This is a genomic window from Vibrio sp. 10N.247.310.24, assembly GCF_041467175.1.
Classification (GTDB): domain Bacteria; phylum Pseudomonadota; class Gammaproteobacteria; order Enterobacterales; family Vibrionaceae; genus Vibrio; species Vibrio tasmaniensis_A.
In genome coordinates this window covers 1-19,813 of the sequence record NZ_JBFSUD010000081.1, presented here as the reverse complement: position 1 = coordinate 19,813, position 19,813 = coordinate 1, and the positions used below count along the sequence as shown (strand labels likewise).

At 42.9% G+C, this 19,813-nt stretch carries 27 protein-coding genes and 1 pseudogene; 23 read left to right on the top strand and 5 right to left on the bottom strand.

The window, feature by feature from the left end:
- Positions 1-56: 56 nt before the first annotated feature.
- From AB6E08_RS19175 to AB6E08_RS19105, 15 genes and pseudogenes are all read left to right on the top strand, one after another.
- Positions 57-326: pseudogene (locus AB6E08_RS19175) on the top strand (NAD(P)-dependent oxidoreductase); the annotation flags it as partial.
- A 263-nt stretch (positions 327-589) separates the two neighbouring features.
- Positions 590-1,207 carry an RraA family protein gene (locus AB6E08_RS19170; protein WP_017099889.1) on the top strand — a complete coding sequence of 206 codons (618 nt, stop codon included), beginning with the start codon at positions 590-592 and terminating at the stop codon, positions 1,205-1,207.
- Positions 1,208-1,286: 79 nt separating this feature from the next.
- Positions 1,287-1,775: an N-acetyltransferase family protein gene (locus tag AB6E08_RS19165; RefSeq protein WP_372044249.1), complete on the top strand. Its 489-nt coding sequence runs from the start codon at positions 1,287-1,289 to the stop codon at positions 1,773-1,775.
- Between the two features lie 18 nt (positions 1,776-1,793).
- Positions 1,794-2,639 (top strand): MBL fold metallo-hydrolase, encoded by an 846-nt coding sequence (locus AB6E08_RS19160; protein ID WP_372044250.1) that lies wholly within the window; start codon positions 1,794-1,796, stop codon positions 2,637-2,639.
- Positions 2,640-2,695: 56 nt separating this feature from the next.
- Entirely contained in the window at positions 2,696-3,109 is a 414-nt protein-coding gene (locus AB6E08_RS19155; protein ID WP_372044251.1) for an NUDIX hydrolase, read from the top strand.
- Between the two features lie 49 nt (positions 3,110-3,158).
- Positions 3,159-3,566 carry a VOC family protein gene (locus AB6E08_RS19150; protein WP_009846826.1) on the top strand — a complete coding sequence of 136 codons (408 nt, stop codon included), beginning with the start codon at positions 3,159-3,161 and terminating at the stop codon, positions 3,564-3,566.
- A 77-nt stretch (positions 3,567-3,643) separates the two neighbouring features.
- Positions 3,644-4,078: a GNAT family N-acetyltransferase gene (locus AB6E08_RS19145; protein ID WP_017078753.1), complete on the top strand. Its 435-nt coding sequence runs from the start codon at positions 3,644-3,646 to the stop codon at positions 4,076-4,078.
- An 89-nt stretch (positions 4,079-4,167) separates the two neighbouring features.
- Entirely contained in the window at positions 4,168-4,524 is a 357-nt protein-coding gene (locus AB6E08_RS19140; protein WP_372067487.1) for a hypothetical protein, read from the top strand.
- Positions 4,525-4,560: 36 nt separating this feature from the next.
- Positions 4,561-5,031 carry an N-acetyltransferase family protein gene (locus tag AB6E08_RS19135; RefSeq protein ID WP_372067484.1) on the top strand — a complete coding sequence of 157 codons (471 nt, stop codon included), beginning with the start codon at positions 4,561-4,563 and terminating at the stop codon, positions 5,029-5,031.
- Positions 5,032-5,080: 49 nt separating this feature from the next.
- Positions 5,081-5,695 (top strand): LysE family translocator, encoded by a 615-nt coding sequence (locus AB6E08_RS19130; protein ID WP_017099896.1) that lies wholly within the window; start codon positions 5,081-5,083, stop codon positions 5,693-5,695.
- 110 nt (positions 5,696-5,805) lie between these two features.
- Complete coding sequence (locus tag AB6E08_RS19125) at positions 5,806-6,222, top strand: VOC family protein (RefSeq protein WP_029225365.1); 417 nt, start codon at positions 5,806-5,808, stop codon at positions 6,220-6,222.
- Positions 6,223-6,275: 53 nt separating this feature from the next.
- Positions 6,276-6,857 carry an HD domain-containing protein gene (locus AB6E08_RS19120; protein ID WP_017099898.1) on the top strand — a complete coding sequence of 194 codons (582 nt, stop codon included), beginning with the start codon at positions 6,276-6,278 and terminating at the stop codon, positions 6,855-6,857.
- A gap of 121 nt (positions 6,858-6,978) precedes the next feature.
- On the top strand, positions 6,979-7,371 hold the full coding sequence (locus tag AB6E08_RS19115) for a hypothetical protein (RefSeq protein WP_009846819.1): 393 nt from the start codon (positions 6,979-6,981) through the stop codon (positions 7,369-7,371).
- 188 nt (positions 7,372-7,559) lie between these two features.
- Positions 7,560-7,817 carry a hypothetical protein gene (locus tag AB6E08_RS19110; RefSeq protein ID WP_017099899.1) on the top strand — a complete coding sequence of 86 codons (258 nt, stop codon included), beginning with the start codon at positions 7,560-7,562 and terminating at the stop codon, positions 7,815-7,817.
- Positions 7,818-7,998: 181 nt separating this feature from the next.
- Complete coding sequence (locus AB6E08_RS19105) at positions 7,999-8,457, top strand: DUF302 domain-containing protein (RefSeq protein ID WP_009846817.1); 459 nt, start codon at positions 7,999-8,001, stop codon at positions 8,455-8,457.
- A gap of 182 nt (positions 8,458-8,639) precedes the next feature.
- Here the strand turns inward: AB6E08_RS19105 and AB6E08_RS19100 are convergent, their stop codons facing one another.
- The gene (locus AB6E08_RS19100) at positions 8,640-8,972 is read right to left on the bottom strand and encodes a PBPRA1643 family SWIM/SEC-C metal-binding motif protein (RefSeq protein ID WP_009846816.1); all 333 of its coding nucleotides are present in this window, start codon (positions 8,970-8,972) and stop codon (positions 8,640-8,642) included.
- Between the two features lie 255 nt (positions 8,973-9,227).
- On the opposite strand from AB6E08_RS19100, the gene AB6E08_RS19095 reads away from it, so the two are divergent.
- The 4 genes from AB6E08_RS19095 to catB all read left to right on the top strand — a co-directional run bounded on the left by AB6E08_RS19095 (position 9,228) and on the right by catB (position 11,965).
- On the top strand, positions 9,228-9,944 hold the full coding sequence (locus AB6E08_RS19095; RefSeq protein ID WP_017099901.1) for an HAD family hydrolase: 717 nt from the start codon (positions 9,228-9,230) through the stop codon (positions 9,942-9,944).
- Between the two features lie 97 nt (positions 9,945-10,041).
- Positions 10,042-10,425, top strand: a complete 384-nt coding sequence (locus tag AB6E08_RS19090; protein WP_372067477.1) for a nuclear transport factor 2 family protein — start codon at positions 10,042-10,044, stop codon at positions 10,423-10,425.
- A gap of 88 nt (positions 10,426-10,513) precedes the next feature.
- Complete coding sequence (locus AB6E08_RS19085; protein WP_009846813.1) at positions 10,514-11,245, top strand: glucose 1-dehydrogenase; 732 nt, start codon at positions 10,514-10,516, stop codon at positions 11,243-11,245.
- Between the two features lie 93 nt (positions 11,246-11,338).
- Complete coding sequence (gene catB / locus AB6E08_RS19080; protein ID WP_017099903.1) at positions 11,339-11,965, top strand: type B chloramphenicol O-acetyltransferase; 627 nt, start codon at positions 11,339-11,341, stop codon at positions 11,963-11,965.
- Between the two features lie 79 nt (positions 11,966-12,044).
- Here the strand turns inward: catB and AB6E08_RS19075 are convergent, their stop codons facing one another.
- Entirely contained in the window at positions 12,045-12,410 is a 366-nt protein-coding gene (locus AB6E08_RS19075) for a cytochrome c (RefSeq protein WP_372067473.1), read from the bottom strand.
- Positions 12,411-12,630: 220 nt separating this feature from the next.
- Here AB6E08_RS19075 and AB6E08_RS19070 point away from each other — a divergent pair, with 220 nt between their 5' ends.
- The 3 genes from AB6E08_RS19070 to AB6E08_RS19060 are packed head-to-tail and all read left to right on the top strand — an operon-like array spanning position 12,631 to position 13,622.
- Complete coding sequence (locus tag AB6E08_RS19070; RefSeq protein ID WP_029225366.1) at positions 12,631-12,882, top strand: Rho-binding antiterminator; 252 nt, start codon at positions 12,631-12,633, stop codon at positions 12,880-12,882.
- An 8-nt stretch (positions 12,883-12,890) separates the two neighbouring features.
- Positions 12,891-13,124: a hypothetical protein gene (locus tag AB6E08_RS19065; protein ID WP_004733848.1), complete on the top strand. Its 234-nt coding sequence runs from the start codon at positions 12,891-12,893 to the stop codon at positions 13,122-13,124.
- Between the two features lie 48 nt (positions 13,125-13,172).
- Positions 13,173-13,622, top strand: coding sequence for a GyrI-like domain-containing protein (locus tag AB6E08_RS19060; RefSeq protein ID WP_029225367.1), 450 nt, complete (start codon positions 13,173-13,175; stop codon positions 13,620-13,622).
- 150 nt (positions 13,623-13,772) lie between these two features.
- Here AB6E08_RS19060 and gltS read toward each other — a convergent pair whose 3' ends face one another.
- From gltS to AB6E08_RS19045, 3 genes are all read right to left on the bottom strand, one after another.
- Positions 13,773-14,996 (bottom strand): sodium/glutamate symporter, encoded by a 1,224-nt coding sequence (gltS, locus tag AB6E08_RS19055; RefSeq protein ID WP_017099906.1) that lies wholly within the window; start codon positions 14,994-14,996, stop codon positions 13,773-13,775.
- Between the two features lie 76 nt (positions 14,997-15,072).
- Positions 15,073-16,446, bottom strand: a complete 1,374-nt coding sequence (locus tag AB6E08_RS19050) for a patatin-like phospholipase family protein (RefSeq protein ID WP_017099907.1) — start codon at positions 16,444-16,446, stop codon at positions 15,073-15,075.
- Between the two features lie 205 nt (positions 16,447-16,651).
- Positions 16,652-17,311, bottom strand: a complete 660-nt coding sequence (locus tag AB6E08_RS19045; protein ID WP_371708312.1) for a glutathione S-transferase — start codon at positions 17,309-17,311, stop codon at positions 16,652-16,654.
- A 104-nt stretch (positions 17,312-17,415) separates the two neighbouring features.
- Between AB6E08_RS19045 and AB6E08_RS19040 the strand changes: the two genes are divergently transcribed.
- Positions 17,416-19,671 carry a peptidase U32 family protein gene (locus tag AB6E08_RS19040; RefSeq protein WP_372067466.1) on the top strand — a complete coding sequence of 752 codons (2,256 nt, stop codon included), beginning with the start codon at positions 17,416-17,418 and terminating at the stop codon, positions 19,669-19,671.
- The last annotated feature ends 142 nt before the right edge of the window (positions 19,672-19,813 follow it).

Here is a 19,813-nt window from a genome sequence, read left to right as displayed (position 1 = left end):
AGCGATCGAGGTAGTCAGTACTGTTCGAAAGACTATCGAGACCTCATAAGCACTTTGCGAAGTTCTATCTACTTTTGGCGCAAGGCCGAACCTTAGAAAAGCAGCATTTTATTGCTGAGACGCAAGGCTATAGTCCTGCAGAGTTCGCTCGACTCTTACTAGCTGCAAAAGCTGTAACAAAAGTAAGAAAGATCCGTTGGGAAGAGTTTGAGTCAGAAAATGGCTCTATGGCCGTTGGTATTGAACAACTGAATCTAAAATTACCAATTAGTTCTTCGTTTGAGGCTACTGAGTCAATTAGTGAATATATTGAAAATTACATATAGTTGAGTGCTTATTTCTAATTACCAACCCTAGTTACTTTTAGTTGAGTTTAGTCTCTCCGGCGTCTGTACTTAAGTTAATCGGTAGCGTCACAATAATTTCCTTTCGTAACAGATATGAAGCTACCGAGTCGCAGGAATAGATCTTTTTGTAGAGCTGAGTCCGAGGTCAACGTTATCTTTGAGTTAGCTCTATATCATTGAATGACAAGCGTGCGTCACACCTTTGTTTGGCGTGAGGATTAGTTCAAACATGGAGTGAAAATATGAAGTCAGACTTTTCAAAACTTGCGACAACCGATTACGGAAACATACTAAGTAACGACCACTTTATTAATTTTAGTATTGGTCCTCTTTGGCAGGGAATGCCACGAATTTGTGGAGAAGCGTTTACTGTCCAGCTAACGTCTGGTGATAATTTAATGCTTCATTCAGCCATATACGAAGCACCAGAAGGTTCCATCATTGTAGTGGATGGAGTTGATAGCGAATATGCAGTAGCCGGCGGTAATGTATGCGCAGTCGCTAAGAGTCGAGGTATCAAAGGTTTTATTATTGATGGTGTCATTCGAGATTTGACTGAAATTTCAGATATGAAGTTTCCAGTTTTTGCGAAAGGTGTTCATCCAGTACCGGGAAAGAAAGAGATCTATTCTGAATTGGGCGCTCCGATCACTTGCGGGGGAGCAAAGGTCTCTACGGGAGATATCATTGTTGCTGATGCAGAAGGTATTGTCGTTATTCCTAAATCAAAGAAAGACGAAGTGTTTTTAATGGCTTCAAAGAAAGCAAGTGACGAAGCTTCATTAACACTCGCTGAGTGGGAAACGAGTCATAGGGCTAAAATAGCGCAAGCAATAACGTCTGCGAAACAAAAAACTTAAGTAGTGCTACAAGTTGATTTGTAACGCGTGGCATTTTCATCAATTAACAGGCGTTAGGCGACAACGAATAAATTCATCCATGGAGAAGAGAGTGATCGTACGGACTGCGACGAAAGAAGACTCAAGTGTCTTGTTAGAGTTTATTGAACAAAAAGCTGACTTTGACCGGAGTATGAAAGGGTTTAGTGGCGAAATCTCGACAACTATAGAGAAAATCGAACGCACATTATTTGGTGATTACGCATTTGCTCATGCATTAATATTGGAACGGAATTGTGAGCCTTTTGGCTTCGCACTGTATCACTATCGATATTCATCCTTCAGTGGAGAGCCATCAATCTGGCTTGACGACCTATTGGTTACAGGAAATCAAAGATCAAAAGGGTATGGCCGTGAACTTATGTTGGCTTTAAAGTCACAAGCGGAGTCATCATATGCCTCTCACATCTCATGGACGGCAAGTCCACATAATAAGAAAGCGCATGATTTCTACAAAAGGTTGGGTGCAGAGGTTGAGCGAATGGATGGTCAAAGACCTTATTTCCGTTGGACAATGTACGATTCGTGATCACATAAAAAGAGAACTATGAAAATAACGACGCTGGTTGATAACTCTCGACTGGATAATAGGAAAGATCTAGCCGTTGAGCGCGGACTATCACTGCATATTGAAACTGAATCGCTAAAGATCTTGTTCGATATGGGAAGTGGCGATACGTTTTGTCAAAACGCACCATTACTGGGTATTGATATCAAAGATGTAGACATCGCTGTCATATCGCACAGGCATCATGATCATTGTAATGGCACCGCTGATTTTGTTGCTCATAACTCTAAAGCCAAAGTGTTTCTGAAAAATTGCGAACAGAAAAGCTATCATTTCCGGGCTTTCGGTTTCAAAAGTGATGTCGGGATCAATCCGGACTTACTAGAAAACAGCAACGAGCGGTTAGTCTTCGTTAATCGTACGACTGAGATCGCCCCAAATGTCTTTGCTATCACAGATATTAGCGTGAAACACGAACAACCTAAGGGTAATAAATACCTTTATACACAGTCGAAGAATCGACAGGAGCGCGACTCATTTGATCATGAATTACTGTTAGTGGTTAAAGAGTCAGACGGTTTAGTTATATTTACTGGTTGTGCGCATAGTGGCGTTCTCAATATGGTTGAAACAGCGGTTGCTATGTTCCCAGGAGCGAGAATAAAAGCCGTTGTCGGGGGCTTTCATCTAGTGGGGTTACCATTATTGAATAGTATTGGTGGCACAAAGCAAGACATTAGAGATCTTGGATTGACGTTGTCTCAATACCCCATTGATAAACTGTATACAGGGCACTGCACAGGCAAGAAAGCTTATGGCCTGTTGAAAGAAGTATTAGGCGAGCGTTTGGAAGCAATGCCGACAGGTCGGCGTATTCATGTGTAGCGTTGGTCAAACCTTAGCTGTACGTTTGTCACTTGGTAAGAATTAAGGAGTTTTAAGTGAGTCAGGAAGTAAGAGTAGGTGTCGCTGCGGTTATTCTACGTGAAGGACGAGTACTACTTGGAGAACGAATTGGTTCTCATGGGGCTCATACGTGGGCAACGCCGGGCGGACACCTTGAGTGGGGTGAAAGTATCGAAGAGTGTGCCAAACGCGAAACACTCGAAGAGACTGGTTTAGTTGTTAGTGCATTTGAGAAGCTTTCTTTTACCAATGATATTTTTGAGAAAGAGAACAAGCACTATATAACGCTGTTTGTTGTTGCTTCTGACGCTAGCGGCGAACCAGAGATAACAGAACCTGATAAATGTAAGCAGTGGAAATGGTTTAAGCTCGATGAGTTACCTGAGCCATTGTTTCTTCCTCTGACGAATCTGTTGAGCGATCCGGTCATCCTTGGGAAGCTAGCTTAGTAAAACAGATTCTCCTCATATATTTAATTGAATGACTAAAGGATCAATGATGACATTACGAGTAGTTCCAGAGCTTTATTGTTTCGATATTAATGTGAGCCAATCCTTCTTTGTCGATGTGTTGGGATTTGAAGTGAAATACGAGCGCCCAGATGAAGAGTTTGTTTATCTAACGCTTGATGGTGTTGATGTGATGCTTGAAGGGATTGCGGGCAAAAGTCGAAAATGGCTTTCAGGTGACCTGGAATTTCCTTTAGGGCGTGGCGTTAACTTTCAATGGGATGTTATCGATATCGAACCACTTTATCAGAGAGTTAACGAAAGCGCCGCTGATTCTATTTACTTAGCGTTAGAGTCGAAGTCTTATCAATGTGGGGGTTCGATCGCGACTCAGAAGCAGTTCATCGTTCAAACTCCTGACGGTTATCTCTTTAGGTTCTGCCAAGATATTCGTTAACACATAAGTATTATTAGCTACTCATTTATTACGAGAAACACGGCTAACTAAGTACCCGTATAAACAAGGAGAGTAGAGTGGTCAACATTCGGGAAATGGCAATTTCAGACTACGACTCAGTGATCGCGTTGTGGTGCCAGACAGAAGGCATGAGTATTCGCGATGCCGATTCGAAAGAAAGCATTGCGAGCTATTTAGATCGTAACCCTGGCCTGAGTTTTGTGGCTGAAAGTAACAACGAGATCATTGGCGCTGTGTTAGTAGGAACGGATGGACGTCGTGGGTATTTACAACATTTAGCTGTCTCGGCCAACTTTAGAGGACAAAAGTTAGGTTGTAAGCTTGTCGCAGAGGCGGTCAACGCACTTGCAGGGTTAGGCATCCCGAAGACCCACTTGTTTGTCTATAACGACAACATCAACGCTCAACAGTTTTACGAAAAATTGGGCTGGTTTCCTCGAGATGAAGTTCGAATGTACTCGTTTAATAGCTCGGATAATAGTAACGTTTAGCCTTAAAGGTTAGTGTTGGCTGAGCGTTAATTTGTAACAGGTTCGCACGCATCTTCCCAATATCAAAACAATCCTTGGAGTATTTAGAAATGTTGTTTTTTAGTCTGTCTAAACCATTGATTCAAGGCTCCGAGTTATGTTCTGAGCTGCTCAATTTCTTAACAGAGCATAAGAGTGATTTTGAAGAAAAGTTAATCCCTGATCTGTCATACATCAATGATATGGCGCACGTGGTGAACGGAATTAACATCAAAGGCGTTCTACACATCAATGCGAATCAATACCGACTTCAATACTCGTTTGATTGGGAGCTGTTTCTAGGTTGTTCAGATAGGAACGAAACTGGTGTAGAGAATGGAAGTGTTCTATTCACGCTTGAGGACGATAACGTTCTTAATATCAACTTCCCAATCTACGGTTCTCGAGATACTAGCGATGAGCTCTAGTCGGTTTTTCGTGCGTGTTATACAGAAGGAACAACAATGATAACTATTGAAAGGCTTCAAGAATCACATGTGGCGTTAGTTCAGGCCATCCAACTCGCCGATGAACAGGTTAAGTTCGCTGGTACAGCTGCAGAGTTTTTATTAGACGGCAGTGAAACGACGCACTTGCACGTGATTAAGTCTGATAACGAAGTTGTTGGTTTCTTTAAGCTGGATATCGCTTACGCAGAGCACTACGAATTCTGCCCTGAAGGAAGTATTGGCTTAAGAGCTTTTGTGCTTGATAAAAACCAGCAAGGTAAAGGTTTAGGAAGGGGCACGGTCAAAGCTTTGTTTCCATATTTAAAAGCGAATTACTCAGCGTATGAGTTGATTTACTTAACCGTGAATTGCAAAAATCCCGCAGCATTCAACTGTTATAAGAAAGGCAGCTTCGAAGATACCAATGAACAGTATTTAGGTGGCGCAGCAGGCCCGCAATTTATTATGCGCGGTCAAATCGTTTAGTCACATAAATAGGTTAATTGTCGAACGACAAACGATCTAGGGAGGGATCATGTCAATTACATCAGGAATAGCTCTATTTGTTGCGATGTTACTATCTGCAGCCATACCGGGACCCAGCGTTCTCGCAGTTCTGTCGAGGTCTCTAAGCTTTGGTTGGAAACAAGGCTTGTTAGTGGTGCTTGGCGTACTAATCGCGGATTACATTTTTATATTCTTAGCTTTGTCTGGTTTATCAGCTTTAGCTAGCGCAATGGGTGAATTTGCTAAGGTAATTAAATATGTAGGCGTTACCTATTTGTTTTGGTTGGCTTACACAACATGGACGTCAGATGTTAGTGAATCATCGAGTACATCTTCGGAGCAAGGAACGAAAGCCTCAAGCGTGACTATCGGCTTATTGATGACAGTTTCAAACCCAAAGGCGATTTTGTTTTACATGGGTTTCTTTCCCGCATTCATAGACCTAAAAACATTTACCACAACAGATGTGATGATGATTTTGGTGATTTCAACTGTAGCTGTAGGTGGAGTATTGAGTCTCTATGCTTGCACTGCCTCTAAAGCTCGTTTTGTATTTCAAGGGCGCTCAGCAAAGATGCTATTGAACAGATTATCAGGTGGCTTTTTGGCGACTTGCGGTGCTTTGCTAGCAACTAAAACATGAGTACTTTTTGGAATGGTTTAGCCATAACACCAAACTAAGCGTGAACACCTAGTGTCTTTGCTTGCTTCATGGCATCATTCCACGCAGCTAAAACCCCAACAAGGTATGTTATGAAACAGAATATTGTCCACATTGCACTCGTGGTAAAAGACTACGATGAAGCGCTTGATTTCTATGTAAACAAGCTTAAGTTTGATCTCATCGAAGACACGTATCTACCAGAAGAAGATAAACGCTGGGTTGTTGTTGCTCCACCAAATTCAACAGGTGTGAGCCTGTTACTTGCTAGAGCTTCCAAGCCAGAGCAATACGATTTCATCGGCAACCAAACTGGCGGACGCGTATTCCTATTCTTAAACACCGATGATTTCTGGCGTGATTACGAGCGCATGACGTCTTTGGGCATTAACTTTGTCCGAGAGCCTAAAGAGCAAGGCTACGGTACCGTTGCTGTGTTTGAAGATCTTTACGGTAACTTGTGGGATCTCCTTCAGTTAAACCCTGAACACCCTATGGCTAACAGGTAGATAAGCTAAGGCTCATTCGTGTGTTGCTCAAGCTCAATTAAAGGAAGCTCATCGTGGAAGAAATCAAAGGCATTCTGAAATTCATGGTCGAAATTGAACAATTAAAGGATGTTCATCGACAGACAAAACCAGTTGGATTGGATCGATATGAAAACTCCGCTGAGCACAGTTGGCACGTCTGTTTGAGCGCTCTTATGTTGAAAGACTATGCCAATGAACAAATCGATATTACGCGAGTGATGAAGATGTTACTGATACATGACCTTGGGGAAATCGATGCAGGAGACACCATCATTTATGCCAGTGAAACCGAAGAAAACAAACTCAAAGAGAGAGACTGTGTTGAGCGCTTGCTGAAATCATTGCCAAGCCATTTAAGAACCGAGTATTTGGATTTATGGCTTGAGTTCGAAGCGGGTGAGTCACCGGAAGCCAGATTTGGTAAGGCGATCGATAGAGTGCCACCTTTGCTTCATAACATCCATGGTGATGGTCACAGCTGGAAGAAGCACAACATATCCAAAGACAAAGTACTGACCTTTAATGGCGAGCGTATCTCTAAAGGCAGTCGTGCTCTATGGAAAGAACTAGAAGTGCAACTTGAAGGTGCTGCGGACAAAGGGCTATTAAAGTAAAAGTTAGCTATCTTGCCAAGTAATGGCAAACAAGTTTCACCTAACAACGTTTAAATTAAACCCGGGAATTCATAGTGTTACTTCAGAGTAGCAAGCCCATTGTTGAAGGAATAAGAACCACATGAAAACCACTGCTTTAGCTGTATTGTTACTTGGCGTTTCCGGTTGTGTATTTGCAACCGATAACAATATTGAAGCTATCGATTACCAAGTGTCGATCACTGTCGAGGATTCTGAATCAAAACTCAACTTCCCAACCTTTAAGTTCGACTCTTTCGGACAGGAAGTCTCATCTCAAACTGAAGAATGCGTTTATTCGGGTGTTCTTTCTAAGCATGAAGCTAACGCTATTCTACTGGAAGCCAAAATGTCATGCGATTATGAAAATGGAGAGTCTAGCGGACAGATGCCTGTTTTTATTCTTGATAAAGAGGGTGGGGAAGCAAGTATCGAGCTCGGAGAAGATGAAGCAAACCTGTGGAAATACACGGTTCTAATTAAAGCGCTTAACTAAATTTCAAACGATACACGGTTACTCTTTTTGTTCTGCGCAATGCCAATAAAAGTAGATACATGGCACATGGTATTATCTCGTGTCTCATTTCTTTCTAATAAAACTCTAAAGGACAACAATGAGTTCGAGAACCGAGTGATAAGTTGTTAGTATTCGTCAACTTTATAAATGCTAGATGGCTTATATAAATGCTTAATAATAAATATATTAAACACCCTTATCACTGTGAGCAGTGCAACGCACTTACCCCGCACCTTGCTGTTAACGCTTCCGATGCTCAATCTAAAGCGGAAGCGGAATCTGAAAAGAAACAATGGAAACTAGGCGTGTTGATGGAGTACCTGATGACGTTATTGTTTAAAGGTGACCATAATGTTCCCGGTTTTTATGTCGACAGTGATTACGAATACCAGTGTGAAAAGTGTGGGACTAAGTCGTGGCACTGATCATGTGTTTAGCTTTTGAAACAATTCCTATCTCAACTGCTGATAATAAGACGCATTAGAAAAGTGATCCTCTCTGCAAATTGAGAATGGAAACGTGTCTATACTGACATGGGTTACGTCGCTGATTTTAGAAGTGGCGCTACGAATGTAAGTTTGATTAGGTTAAATCTCAGAGGTGACGATGAAAAAATTACTACCACTATGCGCCATTTTACTCTCGGCATCATTTTCAGCTACGGCTTCTGATGGTTTGATTAAATATCAAAGTAATTACTCAGTGAAAGAGACCGCTGACCGCTTTGAAGAAATCGCCAAAAGCAAAGGATTGACCTTGTTTGCGAGAATCGACCATCAGAAAAACGCGAGTAAGGTCGATCTTGAATTGAGACCAACCGAAGTCATCATCTTTGGTAACCCGAAAGTAGGGACACCATTAATGCAATGTGCTCAAGAAGTCGCGATAGATTTACCGCAGAAGGTGTTAGTCACGGAAGATTCCAATAAGAAAGTATGGTTGTCTTACAACGATCCTAATTACTTGGTAGAGCGTCACGCGATCAATGGCTGTGACAAAGTGATTCAAAAAATATCGGGTGTACTAAGTAAGTTGTCAGAAGCGACAGTGGCTAAAGCGAAATAACCCAATAGTTCACCAGCATGTTGGTTGATTTATCATGGTTGAGCAAAAGCTAATGTTCTCTAAAAGCTAATATATTTCCAAATGAGCAACTCTGGACATAAAAAAAACGGGCAGATCGTGGTGATCTGCCCGTTTTAATCAATCATCTTAATCACACTATGAGTAGCATGAATCAGAAGTGCTTATGCACAACATTTCTTGTATTTCTTACCGCTACCGCAAGAACATGGATCGTTACGGTTAGGTGTTTTTTCGAACGTCATTGTTTTTGGCTTGTTTAGCAACGTGTCGAACTCAAGTGTGTTTTCTTCTTTCTCTGCATCCACAGATACAGTCACGAAGATTGAATGTTCAGCAGCGATTGCTTCAACTTCAGTTTTGCGAGCGTCAGTTTGAACCGTTACATTGACTGGTGACTCTTCAGTACCCACTTTAACATCGCGGTTTACGTTGTAGCCTGCAAGAACGTGATTTTGTCTTGTTTCAATACGGCCTTTGAAAAATAGTTTCGACATTGGGTACTCATTAAAATTTTGGATGACGCTCTTCCAATGCTGGATAGCGTTATAGAGCGGGGGATTATACTGATATATTGCAATTGATAAAGAGGTTATGTGAGCAAAGGCTGTTTGGTTTTTGTTTGCTAGTAACGGTTTGTTCTCTAGCTTTGCTCCTATTAGACAAATTTCGAAATTCAAGACAATAAGATTTCCCTCAATAGGGTTTCAAGTGATAAATTGAAATCGTCAATTTAAACAACGAGATACACCATGAAGTTAGATGCCATCCTGTGGGATTACGATGGAACCTTAGTCAACTCCGTTCCAAAGAATATCGCAATCACCAAAGACATTATCTCTTTAGTTGCGCCACACTTGTCAGGCGACAACTTACCTAAATATTTGCTTAGCGAAGCGCTTTATCGTGAAGCTAACCACGGTGCTAAAAACTGGCAAGCCTTGTATGTTGACTATTATGGGATGTCTCATGATGAAATGTTGATCGCTGGTGGTATGTGGGCAGAGCATCAAGAGCAAAATCAAACTCCCGTAGCCTTGTTTGAGGGAATGGAAACCGTGATCAGTCAGTTCGCGCACCTTCCTCATGGGATTTGCTCGCAAAACTCTCAATTGAATATTCGAACGGTACTCGATAGCTACGGTATCGGTGAGTTGTTTAAGTCAGTAGTTGGCTATGACGATGTATCGAATGGTAATCAAAAACCGCATCCGTTTGGCGGCATGAAGTGTGTTGAGAACATATTTGGCGCCGATCAGTCTAACGAGCTTTGTTTGATGTACATCGGTGACCATGAAGCGGACACACAGTTTGCTCGCAATATTGAAGCAGCATTGGGTAACAACGCAAAAGTGATTGCGGTGGCTGCCGGTTATAGCCGATCGAAACCTGAAAATTGGCAAACCAAGCCCGATTATATTGCTAACCATGTCGATGATCTTTTAACGATCATCGGTAAGTATACATAGAGGTATATAGTTTAAGCATGCTTAAAGCGATGTCTTCACGTCCATAAATAGCTATGTATGAAAATTCGTTATAACTGAACGATTTTAAGGAAGAATAATGACACCAAAACAAGTGGTATTAGGACTTTGGGATGCAATGCGCAGTAATGATTTTGCAAAGGCGAGTGAATGGCTAGCCACAGATTTTGAAGGCTATTGGCCGCAGTCGTCTGAATTGACGGTAGGGCGGGACAACTTCACAGCAATCAATGCTGAATACCCAGCCAATGGTGTTTGGGAGTTCACGCTCAATTCAATTGTCTGTGAAGGTGATACGGTAGTAACGGACGTTTCGGTTACAGACAGTGTATTGAAAGACCGAGTGATCACCTTTCACACGGTTGTTGATGGCTTAATTCAAAAGCAAACTGAGTTTTGGCCAGACCCATTCGAAGCGCCGGCTTGGCGATCGCAGTGGATTCAGGTTGTATCGAACAATTAGTTTGTGTCGATACGATCAGTTTGTAACGAAAAACCAGGTCGTATCGAATAATCAGGTTATAACAAACAAGTGGCATTAGGAGGTTTCATTGAACAAGGTAGTGATTGTAACAGGCGGGAGCCGAGGCATTGGCGCGGCGACATCTAAATTGTTGGCCAGTAAAGGCTATGCTGTATGTGTTAACTTCATACACAATGAGTCTCGAGCTGAAGATCTAGTGAACGAGATTCGTGAACAAGGCGGAACCGCCATAAGCGTGCGTGCGGATGTGTCTGTTGAATCGGACGTGAAATCCTTATTCGAGATTGCTCGTAACAAGCTAGGTCCAGTGACTCACTTGGTCAATAATGCCGGGATTCTATTTACTCAGTCACCTTTGGTTGACATCGAATTGGATCGCTTTGAAAAGGTGATGAAATCGAACGTATCAAGCTGCTTCCTTTGCAGTAAAGCCTTTATCAAACAAGCTGACGGTGCGGGTTCGATTGTGAATGTATCGTCTGCGGCTTCGCGAACGGGCGCACCGTTTGAGTACGTGGATTACGCAGCATCGAAAGGTGCGATGGATTCACTCACTAAAGGCTTATCGCTTGAATTGGCTTCACGTAATATCCGAGTGAATGGCGTAAGGCCAGGTTGTATTTATACTGAGATGCACGCAGATGGCGGAGAGCCTGATCGCGTAGACAGACTCGCTTCGCAGCTACCGTTACAACGAGGCGGCACACCAGAAGAGGTGGCTAACTCTATCGCATGGTTATTATCAGACGAAGCTTCGTATGTAACCGGTTCGTTTATTGATATTGCAGGCGGTCGTTAGGGCACGTTGGCATTTACACTAAGATAAACCTGTTAAAACCATAAACACGCAACAAAAGTACCTAATTAAAAGAACGAAACTAAGAGTACAAACATGAAAAACTATTTTGAGAGCCCGTTTGTCGGAAAGTCACTGAAAGAACAAGTGACCAACCCAAACATCATCGTGGGCGAACATAGCTACTATTCAGGTTATTACCACAATCACAGCTTTGATGATTGTGCACGTTATCTGCTGCCTGATAGAACAGACATCGACAAGTTGATCATCGGCAGTTATTGCTCGATTGGTTCAGGTGCCGTATTTATGATGGCGGGCAACCAAGGCCACCAAAATCAGTGGGTCAGCACTTTCCCGTTTTTCTATCAAGACGACGAGAAGTTTGAAGGTGCGATCGACGGCTTTGAACGCTCTGGCGATACTGTGATTGGTAATGATGTGTGGATCGGTACAGAAGCGATGATCATGAGTGGTGTTAAGGTTGGTGACGGGGCGATTATCGCGAGTAGAGCGGTTGTGACGAAAGATGTAGCGCCATACTCGATTGTCGGTTCAAACCCTGCACGTCATATCCGTTATCGATTCGATGACACTGAGATTGCTCAGTTGTTAGAAATGAAATGGTGGGAGTGGAGCGAAGAACAGATCAAAGGCGCGATGTCGTTGATGTGCTCTTCAGATATCAACGGGCTTTATCATTATTGGAAAGCGATCAAGTAATCGCAGTCCCCGATATAGCCACGCGTGACAATGTAGCCCCTCATGGTGTTTATACAAGAATGCTCAAACAAGTGAAAATTTACTGAATTGAATCTATATATGACAAGACATCTAACGCGTCTTGCTTTGTGATAACACCTTTCCACGCTGGCATACCTTGTTCTACGTTACCTTCTAAAATGTCATCTGCCAAAGAACTTGGACTGGTAAAAAAGCCGCCTAGTTTATTAGCGATATTGGCGGGCTTGTGTGGCAATGAAGCGGCAGTGGGGCTATCACCGTGTCCTTTGTCGCCATGACACACCTGACAAAGCTGCGTGTATTTGGCTTTACCATTGGCAAAGTGCCTCGCATCGATTTCTGAGGCGGCACTCGCATTAAACGTCATCATTGAAGCGACTAAACCTAAAAAAGCTAACACGTGTAAATGGTTCATGGTTTTCATTGTTTTGTTCTCGATTATTATTTAACAATGAAAGAATAAGCAGGCGTGAGTAGAAGAAACGTGAATGGGTTAAGCTGGATTAAGCTAAGTTTAGAAGTAGGTTTAGAAGCAAGTTTAGTTTCGGACGAGCATCAATGTGATTTGGGTAAATGATTGATTATATGCATATTGCATAGTATGGCGTGTCGCATTAGCGTGGTGGATGAATTGGAGGGGTATTATGATTAGTTGCAACGATTACGATTATATTGAGATTGTGTGTATGCACCGATACCCAATCAAATTAACGCTGAAGTCTGGCGAGCAGATTGAATGTGTCGGATTAGATACTCAACGCAATGATAGCCGTGAAGAGTGCATTAAGGTCAGTATTCAAGGTATAGAACAACTTGTCGTACTCACTGATCTTTCCACACTAGAAGTCTGTGTCAACAATCCTCATTTTCAGCAAATTTCATTCAAAACGTCATAGGCTTTCAAATGAATAACACCATAGAACAATGCTATTGCACCGCGTGCAGAGAAGACACACAACACGTTGTTGTGTTGGTCAGAAAGACCAGTGCGTTTGCAGACAAACCTAACCAAAAGCGAAGCGAGTTTTGGGCAGGCATGATAAAAGGTTGGTTCCTTGGCCCGTTTATCGCGTCAATGGATGAGTTTTCTCGTCATCTTGTCTGTGAAAAGTGTGGCCACAAAGAGATACAAGATTAGTTAAGATTTTACATAGTTAAAACGTCGATTGGCTTAGGAATAAAACGAATGAAAGTAGAAACGATTGAAGCCGTAAAGGCGTACGGGTTTTCAGTAAGAACCACTAATACCGATGAGATTGATCCAACAAAAGCAAAGATAGGTCAATTATGGCAAGGTTTTTTCGATCAAGCTTTTCCTAAGCTGACACCAGATTCAAAAGTGTATGGTGTCTACACCAATTACCAATCGGATTTTACTGGTGAGTTTGATGTTATTGCATGTACCAATGCACTTACCGATAACAATTTAGATGCGCTTGTAGAAACCGAAATACAAGCAGGCAAATACTTAACGTTTTCTGCTGAAGGTGAACTTCCTCAAGCGGTCATCGATTTATGGGGCGAAGTGTGGGCGTACTTCAACGCAGCAGATTGCCCACATGTTCGAACTTACACGACAGACTTTGAATTTTACAAAGGCGAAACTGAAGTCGAGATTTCGATAGCGATTCAATAAGCTTTGGGTTGTCGTTAGTGATAGTCAAATTGAGTCATTAGTAAAAGAGTCGCTCTGTATGAGCGGCTCTTTTTATTGGGGTATACCGCCTAAATAAATTGCGGTACACCGCTTTAACAAATTGTGGTGTACCGTGTTAACAAAGGTCAGCTACATCATTCTCATGAAGTAAGGAATAATCAGTGCGTTCGCTAAATCAATGAAGAACGCGCATACCAATGGCACGATGATGAAGGCTTGTGCTGAATGCCCATACTTCTGACTTACTGCCGACATGTTCGCCATGGCTGTCGGTGTTGAACCTAACGAAATCCCTCCGAACCCAGCACATACAACAGCCGCATCATAGGTCTTACCCATTGATGGGAACACGATGAAGATATTGATTATCACGGCCAGTAGCAGCTGCATTGCCAATATCGCGAAGATAGGACCCGCCAAGTCAATGAGCGTCCAAAGCTGCATGCTCATTAATGACATCGCCAAAAATGTACCCAGAGAGATTTCAGCAATTAAGTCGATAGCGGGCGAGCGTGTCGGCCATTTTGCGCCCGAGATTCTTGGGTAGGAGTCTGGCATTACGTTGGTGATCACGATACCCGCAAACAAACACGATACGAACAGTGGAAGTTGTAATCCTGTTTGACTGATCAATTCATTAAGCAACGCGCCGACAATGACACAAATATGGATCGCTAATACGGCGTCCAAAAATTGAAATGATGTGAGAGCTTGTTGTTGCTTTTTGGCCTTTGAATCGATTGAGCCTGATTGCTCATCGGTAGGTTTGAGGTTATGACGCTTGATGAGAAACTTTGCAATAGGACCGCCCATAAGGCTGGCTAAAATCAGCCCGAACGTTGCACTGGCGATACCAATTTCCATTGCGCTTTCTAGGCCGAATTCTTCTGCAACCTTGGGTGCCCAAGCAATCGCGGTACCATGTCCGCCAATCAGTGAAATACTTCCGCTGAGCAGGCCAAAGACAGGCTCTAGGCCAAACATTGATGCGACAGAAATACCGACGATGTTCTGCATGATCATGAAGAAGATAGTGATTGCTAGCAAAATCACCAAGGGCTTTCCGCCTTTGAACAGGTCTTTCAAACTTGAGTTAATCCCAATCGTGGTAAAGAAGTAGACCAATAATACATCGCGGGCAAACAGATCAAACTGCACTTCGATTGAGGTCGTCGCGTATAAAACCGCGAACAGAAGCGATGCCAAAATCCCACCAGAGACAGGTTCAGGGATGCTGAACTCTTTCAAAAAACCGATGACTTGATTCAGCCTTCGTCCGACAAATAGAACCACGATCCCCATGGTCACTGCAAAGAATGACCCGAGATGTAAGATGTTGTTTTCAAATTCCATAGTGATCCTTGTAAAGGTGAAGTTATGACGTAACTTTAGTTGCCAAATTGCGCTTTAATAAGCAACTAGATTAGCATTATTTGTTGCGTTCAAATGATAAGAAGTTTCGGAATTCCGGATCGGCAACAAGTTGTTTGTTACCTTCTTCAATCAATAGGTCGACGTTTTCTTTGTCTATCATAAAGTCCGTCGGAATTTGATTGAGCAAATATCGCTTTGCGCTGTTGTCTGATTTATTCAAGCTGATCTCAATGAAGTAGGGTGAAACCTTACGACCTTGATAAGAGGCCAGTTCTTGCCAAGATTGCAACTCGTCAACGATCAAATCTTTTGTTGTATCGTTGTAGCGATGCAACTGTATATCGGTGATGACATCCACCGTTTGTTTCATGGAAGGTGCTTCAATCGACTCTCCAATGCCAGATTCTGGCGTCGTCGATGCATCAACCGAAATGATGACAATAGGGCGCGCGTGTTGGTTATCGTACAAGTTTTTCAACTCTTCGTTGTCGTTGTAACGCAAGTATTCAGACATCTCATATACCGATAGCAAACCGAGGTTGTCAGTAATCCCGCCATCCACAAGGTGGAGATAACTCACATCATCCTTATTGCTATAGGACTCTAGCGATTTGATCAGATTTCGGTTGCGGTAACTTGTGGCCTCAAACGAGGGTTGTAAATGCTCTGATTTATCACAGTCATTTTTGTTTTCTAGTACCACAGGTGTGAAAACGAAAGGCACAGCAGAAGAAGCCGTCACCGAACTGGACACTGAATAGCTGTTCAAGTCTGAACATATGAGGTCAAAATACTCTTGTGTGAATGAAAAACGCGAACCCGTTGAAATGTCGGTCGCGTTAATAACAATGTAGGGTGCATCTTCTCGGTGCATGTCGGCAAATGTACTTTCACCGAAGATGTTGGCTTTGTAATAGTCGGTGGCTTTGTCTGTTCTGGTGGCGTACGAGAACCAATAAGTCGGAGATAAAAGGATGGAGAACAGATCTTTTGAGACTTCGTGATAAAGGAACGTTTCTTCGTAATCTTCGAATATCTGGTCACCATACAAACCATAATACGCGGCGGTAAAGCTGCCACCGGATACCGAACTGATCATATCAACTTCTTCTAACAGATTGACCGTTTCACCATTTACTTGGATGTTGGTGTCGCGCAATGCTTGCAACACACCATATGAGAGCGCAGCCGCTCGTGTGCCGCCACCAGAAAAAGAGAGGATCAACGTAACTTTGCTATTGGGTTTATTGAAGCTTTTCGCCGTGTAGGTTTGATTCTGCTGCGCAGCAGATGGGCTTGTGTTGGTTGCTTTGTTTTTCGCGCTACAGCCTGAAAGGGCAAGCGAGAAGGCCACTAACAGTGAAACTTTCGCGAACCCTTTAAAATCGGGGTTAGGTGTGTTGAATGTGTTTACTTTGTTTTTTGGCATAGCGCATTTCAAACTAACGTTGTGATTGAGTGAAATGCGATTTTCGTTGATATCTAATATGCCATCAATAGCATCGCTTGCGATTCAGTGTCACGATTTTCATAACAATAGAGAGCTGTCTATGCTTATTTAGAACTGTTTTCAGTCATCTTCGGCAATCTTCAGCAATATGGAGTTATCTCCAGCAATTCATAGCGACTTAATGCTACCCAAAAACACAATCTTGCTTGGTTTCATTCCACAAAGGGTATTGCTTCATGACTTGGGTGTAGAGCTTACTGTCGAGGTGCGCTCTTAACCAACGTCCTACGTTCTGATATTCAGATTGCACAAACCACTTCTTCTCGACTCTTACGAACTGGCTAACAAACGGCATCACAGCAAAGTCGGCGAGGCTTGGCGTTTCTCCAAAGAAATAAGGCTGATTGGTGAGTAATGCCTCTAACTTGCTGATGAATCCTTCACAGGCTTGTCTGCGTTGTTCACTATCGATGTTTCGGTAACGCACTGAAGCGCGGTATTTCTCTAAGTGACCAATGAATTCTTCATCGTTGGTTTCGATGAGTTGTTGGACTTGCTCGCTAAGTATTGGATTGCTTAAGCGCAGAAGATCTTGAGGATCGTTTTGTTGAAGCGCCCAGTTCATCACATCTAAGCTCTGTTCTATGATTTGACCATCAGGCAATACCAATACTGGAACAGTGCCTTTTGGCGAACTGGCCAATAGTTCGCTAGGCTTATCTTTGGTAACAATTTCTCGAAGTAACACTTTCTGCTGTGATAGTGCGATGCCCATCCTTCCTCGCATAGCGTAAGGGCAGCGTCTTAAAGAATAAAGGATAGGTAAATCGAATTCGTTTGGCATTATTGAGGTCATTTAGTTTGGAAAGTGTTGTTAGGTGGTAAAGAGATCGTGTTGTAGGTAGAATACGCGCCTTAAAAATTATAAGTAAGTGAGCGACTTCAAAAATGAGCAGAAAGATTGAGTTATTAGCCCCAGGTGGCGATGTCGAGGCGATTAAAGCCGCTATCGTGGCCGGTGCCAATGCGGTTTATTGTGGTTTAGACACCTTCAACGCTCGTAACAGAGCCTCTAACCTTTCGTTAGATGAGTTGAATGGTGTGATTCGCCTTGCTCATGAATATGGCTGTGAAGTGTTTCTAACTCTTAACGTTGTGCTGCTGGAGCATGAAATTAAGACTATCACTAAATTGCTGAACCAACTGGTGAACACCAAACTAGACGGCATCATCGTTCAAGATCTTGGTTTGTTTGATTTGGTGAAAAAGCATTTCCCATCGTTAGATGTTCACGCATCGACTCAGTTAACGACACACAACGAAGGCCAGATTAAGTTCTTGTCTAAAATTGGCGCAACACGCGTTAACTTGTCTCGTGAATTGAACCTGCCAGAAATCAAAATGCTGACGGAAGTAGCACACGACCACGATGTTCTAACCGAAGTGTTTGTACACGGTGCTTTGTGTATCGCATTCTCTGGCCAATGTTACTCAAGCTCAGTAAGTGTGGGTAACTCAGGTAACCGTGGCCGTTGTAGCCAAGCATGTCGTGATGAATACGAAATCACTGATGCAGGAAACAAGTTTCCACTGAACCTGAAAGATAATTCAGCGTACTACGACCTACCTGAATTGGTTGACGCGAAAGTCGACTCATTGAAAGTTGAAGGCCGTATCAAAGGCGCACATTACGTATACACAGTCGTTGATACGTGGCGCAAACAGATTGATAGCTTTGTAGAAAGTGGTTTGTTGATCGAAGACGATTCAAACCTGCACAAAGTATTCAACCGTGATTTCACCAACTCTTTCCTTAAGGGCAACCTAACGAAAGACATGTTCATTGATAATCCTCGTGACAACAGCATGAACTACGCCGTTGATAAAGCGACGAAAGAGAACAATGAAATCTCAGTGGTACAAATTCAAGAAGTGACCAGCGATCTTTATGAAGCGAAAAATGCCCTAGGCAGTGAAATGCGCGACAAGATCGAGTTCCTTGATATTCGTAAAACACCGGTGTCATTGTCGTTTAGCGCTAAGGTGGGTCAACCATTTACGGTGACAGTGAACACACCAAAAGAAAACTTTACGCTTCAATCTCAATCGTTATTGGCAACAGCTAAAGAGACTGCGATTACTCAGGCGTTACTTGAAAAGCGTTTCAAATCAGTGAAGAGTGCTGTTCATACGCTTGAAAACTGTAACTACGACAACCTAGATGAAGGTCTGATTCTTCCTTTGAAAGAAGTGTCGGTCTTAAAAGACGAAATCGATTTCATCTTAAACGGTTCTGTGAAAGTGATTAAGCACGTTGAAGTGCCAGCACTGCCTCAGCAACCGAAGGTGAACGAGAAGCCAACTATGTCGATGCTTATCGCGGATGTGGAAGATTTGCACCTGTGTGACGTAACTGACGCGGATGTTTACTTCAAACTGCCTGAAAGCTTCAAGAAGCGTTGTAACAAGTACATCGATATCTTGGCAGCAAACCCACGTTTGATTCCTTGGTTCCCTGCCGTATTGATCGGCAAAGATTACGACGAAGCAGTTCGTATCCTTGAAGAGATCAAGCCAGCTCGCATCGTGACCAACAACACGGGTATTGCTTACAAAGCTTACGAGATGGGAATTGAGTGGGTTGCAGGCCCGTTCATGAACACCACAAACTCTCACGCACTGGTTACGCTGAAAGAAGAGCTGAACTGTGCTGGTGCTTTCATTTCGAACGAGATCAACAAAGGTCAGATTCGTCATATTCGCCGCCCAGAGAACTTCAAACTGTTCTACAGCATCTACCACCCAATCTTGATGATGACCAGCCGCCAGTGTTTCTTCCAAAGAACCGTGGGTTGTAACAAGCCAAGCATTGAAGCCGGTTGTATGTTGAAGTGTGAGAAAGCGACCACGATTACCAACGTGAAAGGCATCTCTTTCGCGGTTGATAAACAGAAGGGTGGCTACCCAAGCATTTACAACCACGAGCAGTTCTTAAACCATGACGTTGTAACGGATTTCTCTGGTCTGTTCGATGAGTTCTTCATTGACCTAACCAACATCGGCGCGGGTTCGAAAGAAGTACAAGACAAAGTAGAGTTGATCAAACACTTCCAAGGTTTGATTGACGGCGTTGATGGTTCACAACAGAACCTAGAGCAGCTAGTCGAAGTTCGTACTAACGCTCAATACGTGCAAGGTCTATAGGGTTCAAGGCTTATAACACTAAAGGTCTATAAGGCTTAACCGCTTGTAAGCACTGTGAAGTAATAAACAAAAGGCCACTCAATCGAGTTAATGCCGATCGTTTAAGAAGACTTGAACGATCTTGCAGTTAGCAGATAATCCC

Excerpts from the sequence above, each read along its gene's own strand:
- AB6E08_RS19135 (WP_372067484.1), top strand. The coding sequence starts at position 4,561 with ATGATAACTATTGAAAGGCTTCAAGAATCACATGTGGCGTTAGTTCAG.
- AB6E08_RS19090 (WP_372067477.1), top strand. The coding sequence starts at position 10,042 with ATGACACCAAAACAAGTGGTATTAGGACTTTGGGATGCAATGCGCAGT.
- AB6E08_RS19165 (WP_372044249.1), top strand. The coding sequence starts at position 1,287 with ATGGAGAAGAGAGTGATCGTACGGACTGCGACGAAAGAAGACTCAAGT.
- AB6E08_RS19070 (WP_029225366.1), top strand. The coding sequence starts at position 12,631 with ATGATTAGTTGCAACGATTACGATTATATTGAGATTGTGTGTATGCAC.
- AB6E08_RS19065 (WP_004733848.1), top strand. The coding sequence starts at position 12,891 with ATGAATAACACCATAGAACAATGCTATTGCACCGCGTGCAGAGAAGAC.
- AB6E08_RS19140 (WP_372067487.1), top strand. The coding sequence starts at position 4,168 with ATGTTGTTTTTTAGTCTGTCTAAACCATTGATTCAAGGCTCCGAGTTA.
- AB6E08_RS19040 (WP_372067466.1), top strand. The coding sequence starts at position 17,416 with ATGAGCAGAAAGATTGAGTTATTAGCCCCAGGTGGCGATGTCGAGGCG.
- gltS (WP_017099906.1), bottom strand. The coding sequence starts at position 14,996 with ATGGAATTTGAAAACAACATCTTACATCTCGGGTCATTCTTTGCAGTG.
- AB6E08_RS19115 (WP_009846819.1), top strand. The coding sequence starts at position 6,979 with ATGAAAACCACTGCTTTAGCTGTATTGTTACTTGGCGTTTCCGGTTGT.
- AB6E08_RS19130 (WP_017099896.1), top strand. The coding sequence starts at position 5,081 with ATGTCAATTACATCAGGAATAGCTCTATTTGTTGCGATGTTACTATCT.
- catB (WP_017099903.1), top strand. The coding sequence starts at position 11,339 with ATGAAAAACTATTTTGAGAGCCCGTTTGTCGGAAAGTCACTGAAAGAA.
- AB6E08_RS19075 (WP_372067473.1), bottom strand. The coding sequence starts at position 12,410 with ATGAAAACCATGAACCATTTACACGTGTTAGCTTTTTTAGGTTTAGTC.
- AB6E08_RS19060 (WP_029225367.1), top strand. The coding sequence starts at position 13,173 with ATGAAAGTAGAAACGATTGAAGCCGTAAAGGCGTACGGGTTTTCAGTA.
- AB6E08_RS19110 (WP_017099899.1), top strand. The coding sequence starts at position 7,560 with ATGCTTAATAATAAATATATTAAACACCCTTATCACTGTGAGCAGTGC.
- AB6E08_RS19050 (WP_017099907.1), bottom strand. The coding sequence starts at position 16,446 with ATGCCAAAAAACAAAGTAAACACATTCAACACACCTAACCCCGATTTT.
- AB6E08_RS19125 (WP_029225365.1), top strand. The coding sequence starts at position 5,806 with ATGAAACAGAATATTGTCCACATTGCACTCGTGGTAAAAGACTACGAT.
- AB6E08_RS19160 (WP_372044250.1), top strand. The coding sequence starts at position 1,794 with ATGAAAATAACGACGCTGGTTGATAACTCTCGACTGGATAATAGGAAA.
- AB6E08_RS19045 (WP_371708312.1), bottom strand. The coding sequence starts at position 17,311 with ATGCCAAACGAATTCGATTTACCTATCCTTTATTCTTTAAGACGCTGC.
- AB6E08_RS19100 (WP_009846816.1), bottom strand. The coding sequence starts at position 8,972 with ATGTCGAAACTATTTTTCAAAGGCCGTATTGAAACAAGACAAAATCAC.
- AB6E08_RS19095 (WP_017099901.1), top strand. The coding sequence starts at position 9,228 with ATGAAGTTAGATGCCATCCTGTGGGATTACGATGGAACCTTAGTCAAC.
- AB6E08_RS19170 (WP_017099889.1), top strand. The coding sequence starts at position 590 with ATGAAGTCAGACTTTTCAAAACTTGCGACAACCGATTACGGAAACATA.
- AB6E08_RS19105 (WP_009846817.1), top strand. The coding sequence starts at position 7,999 with ATGAAAAAATTACTACCACTATGCGCCATTTTACTCTCGGCATCATTT.
- AB6E08_RS19150 (WP_009846826.1), top strand. The coding sequence starts at position 3,159 with ATGACATTACGAGTAGTTCCAGAGCTTTATTGTTTCGATATTAATGTG.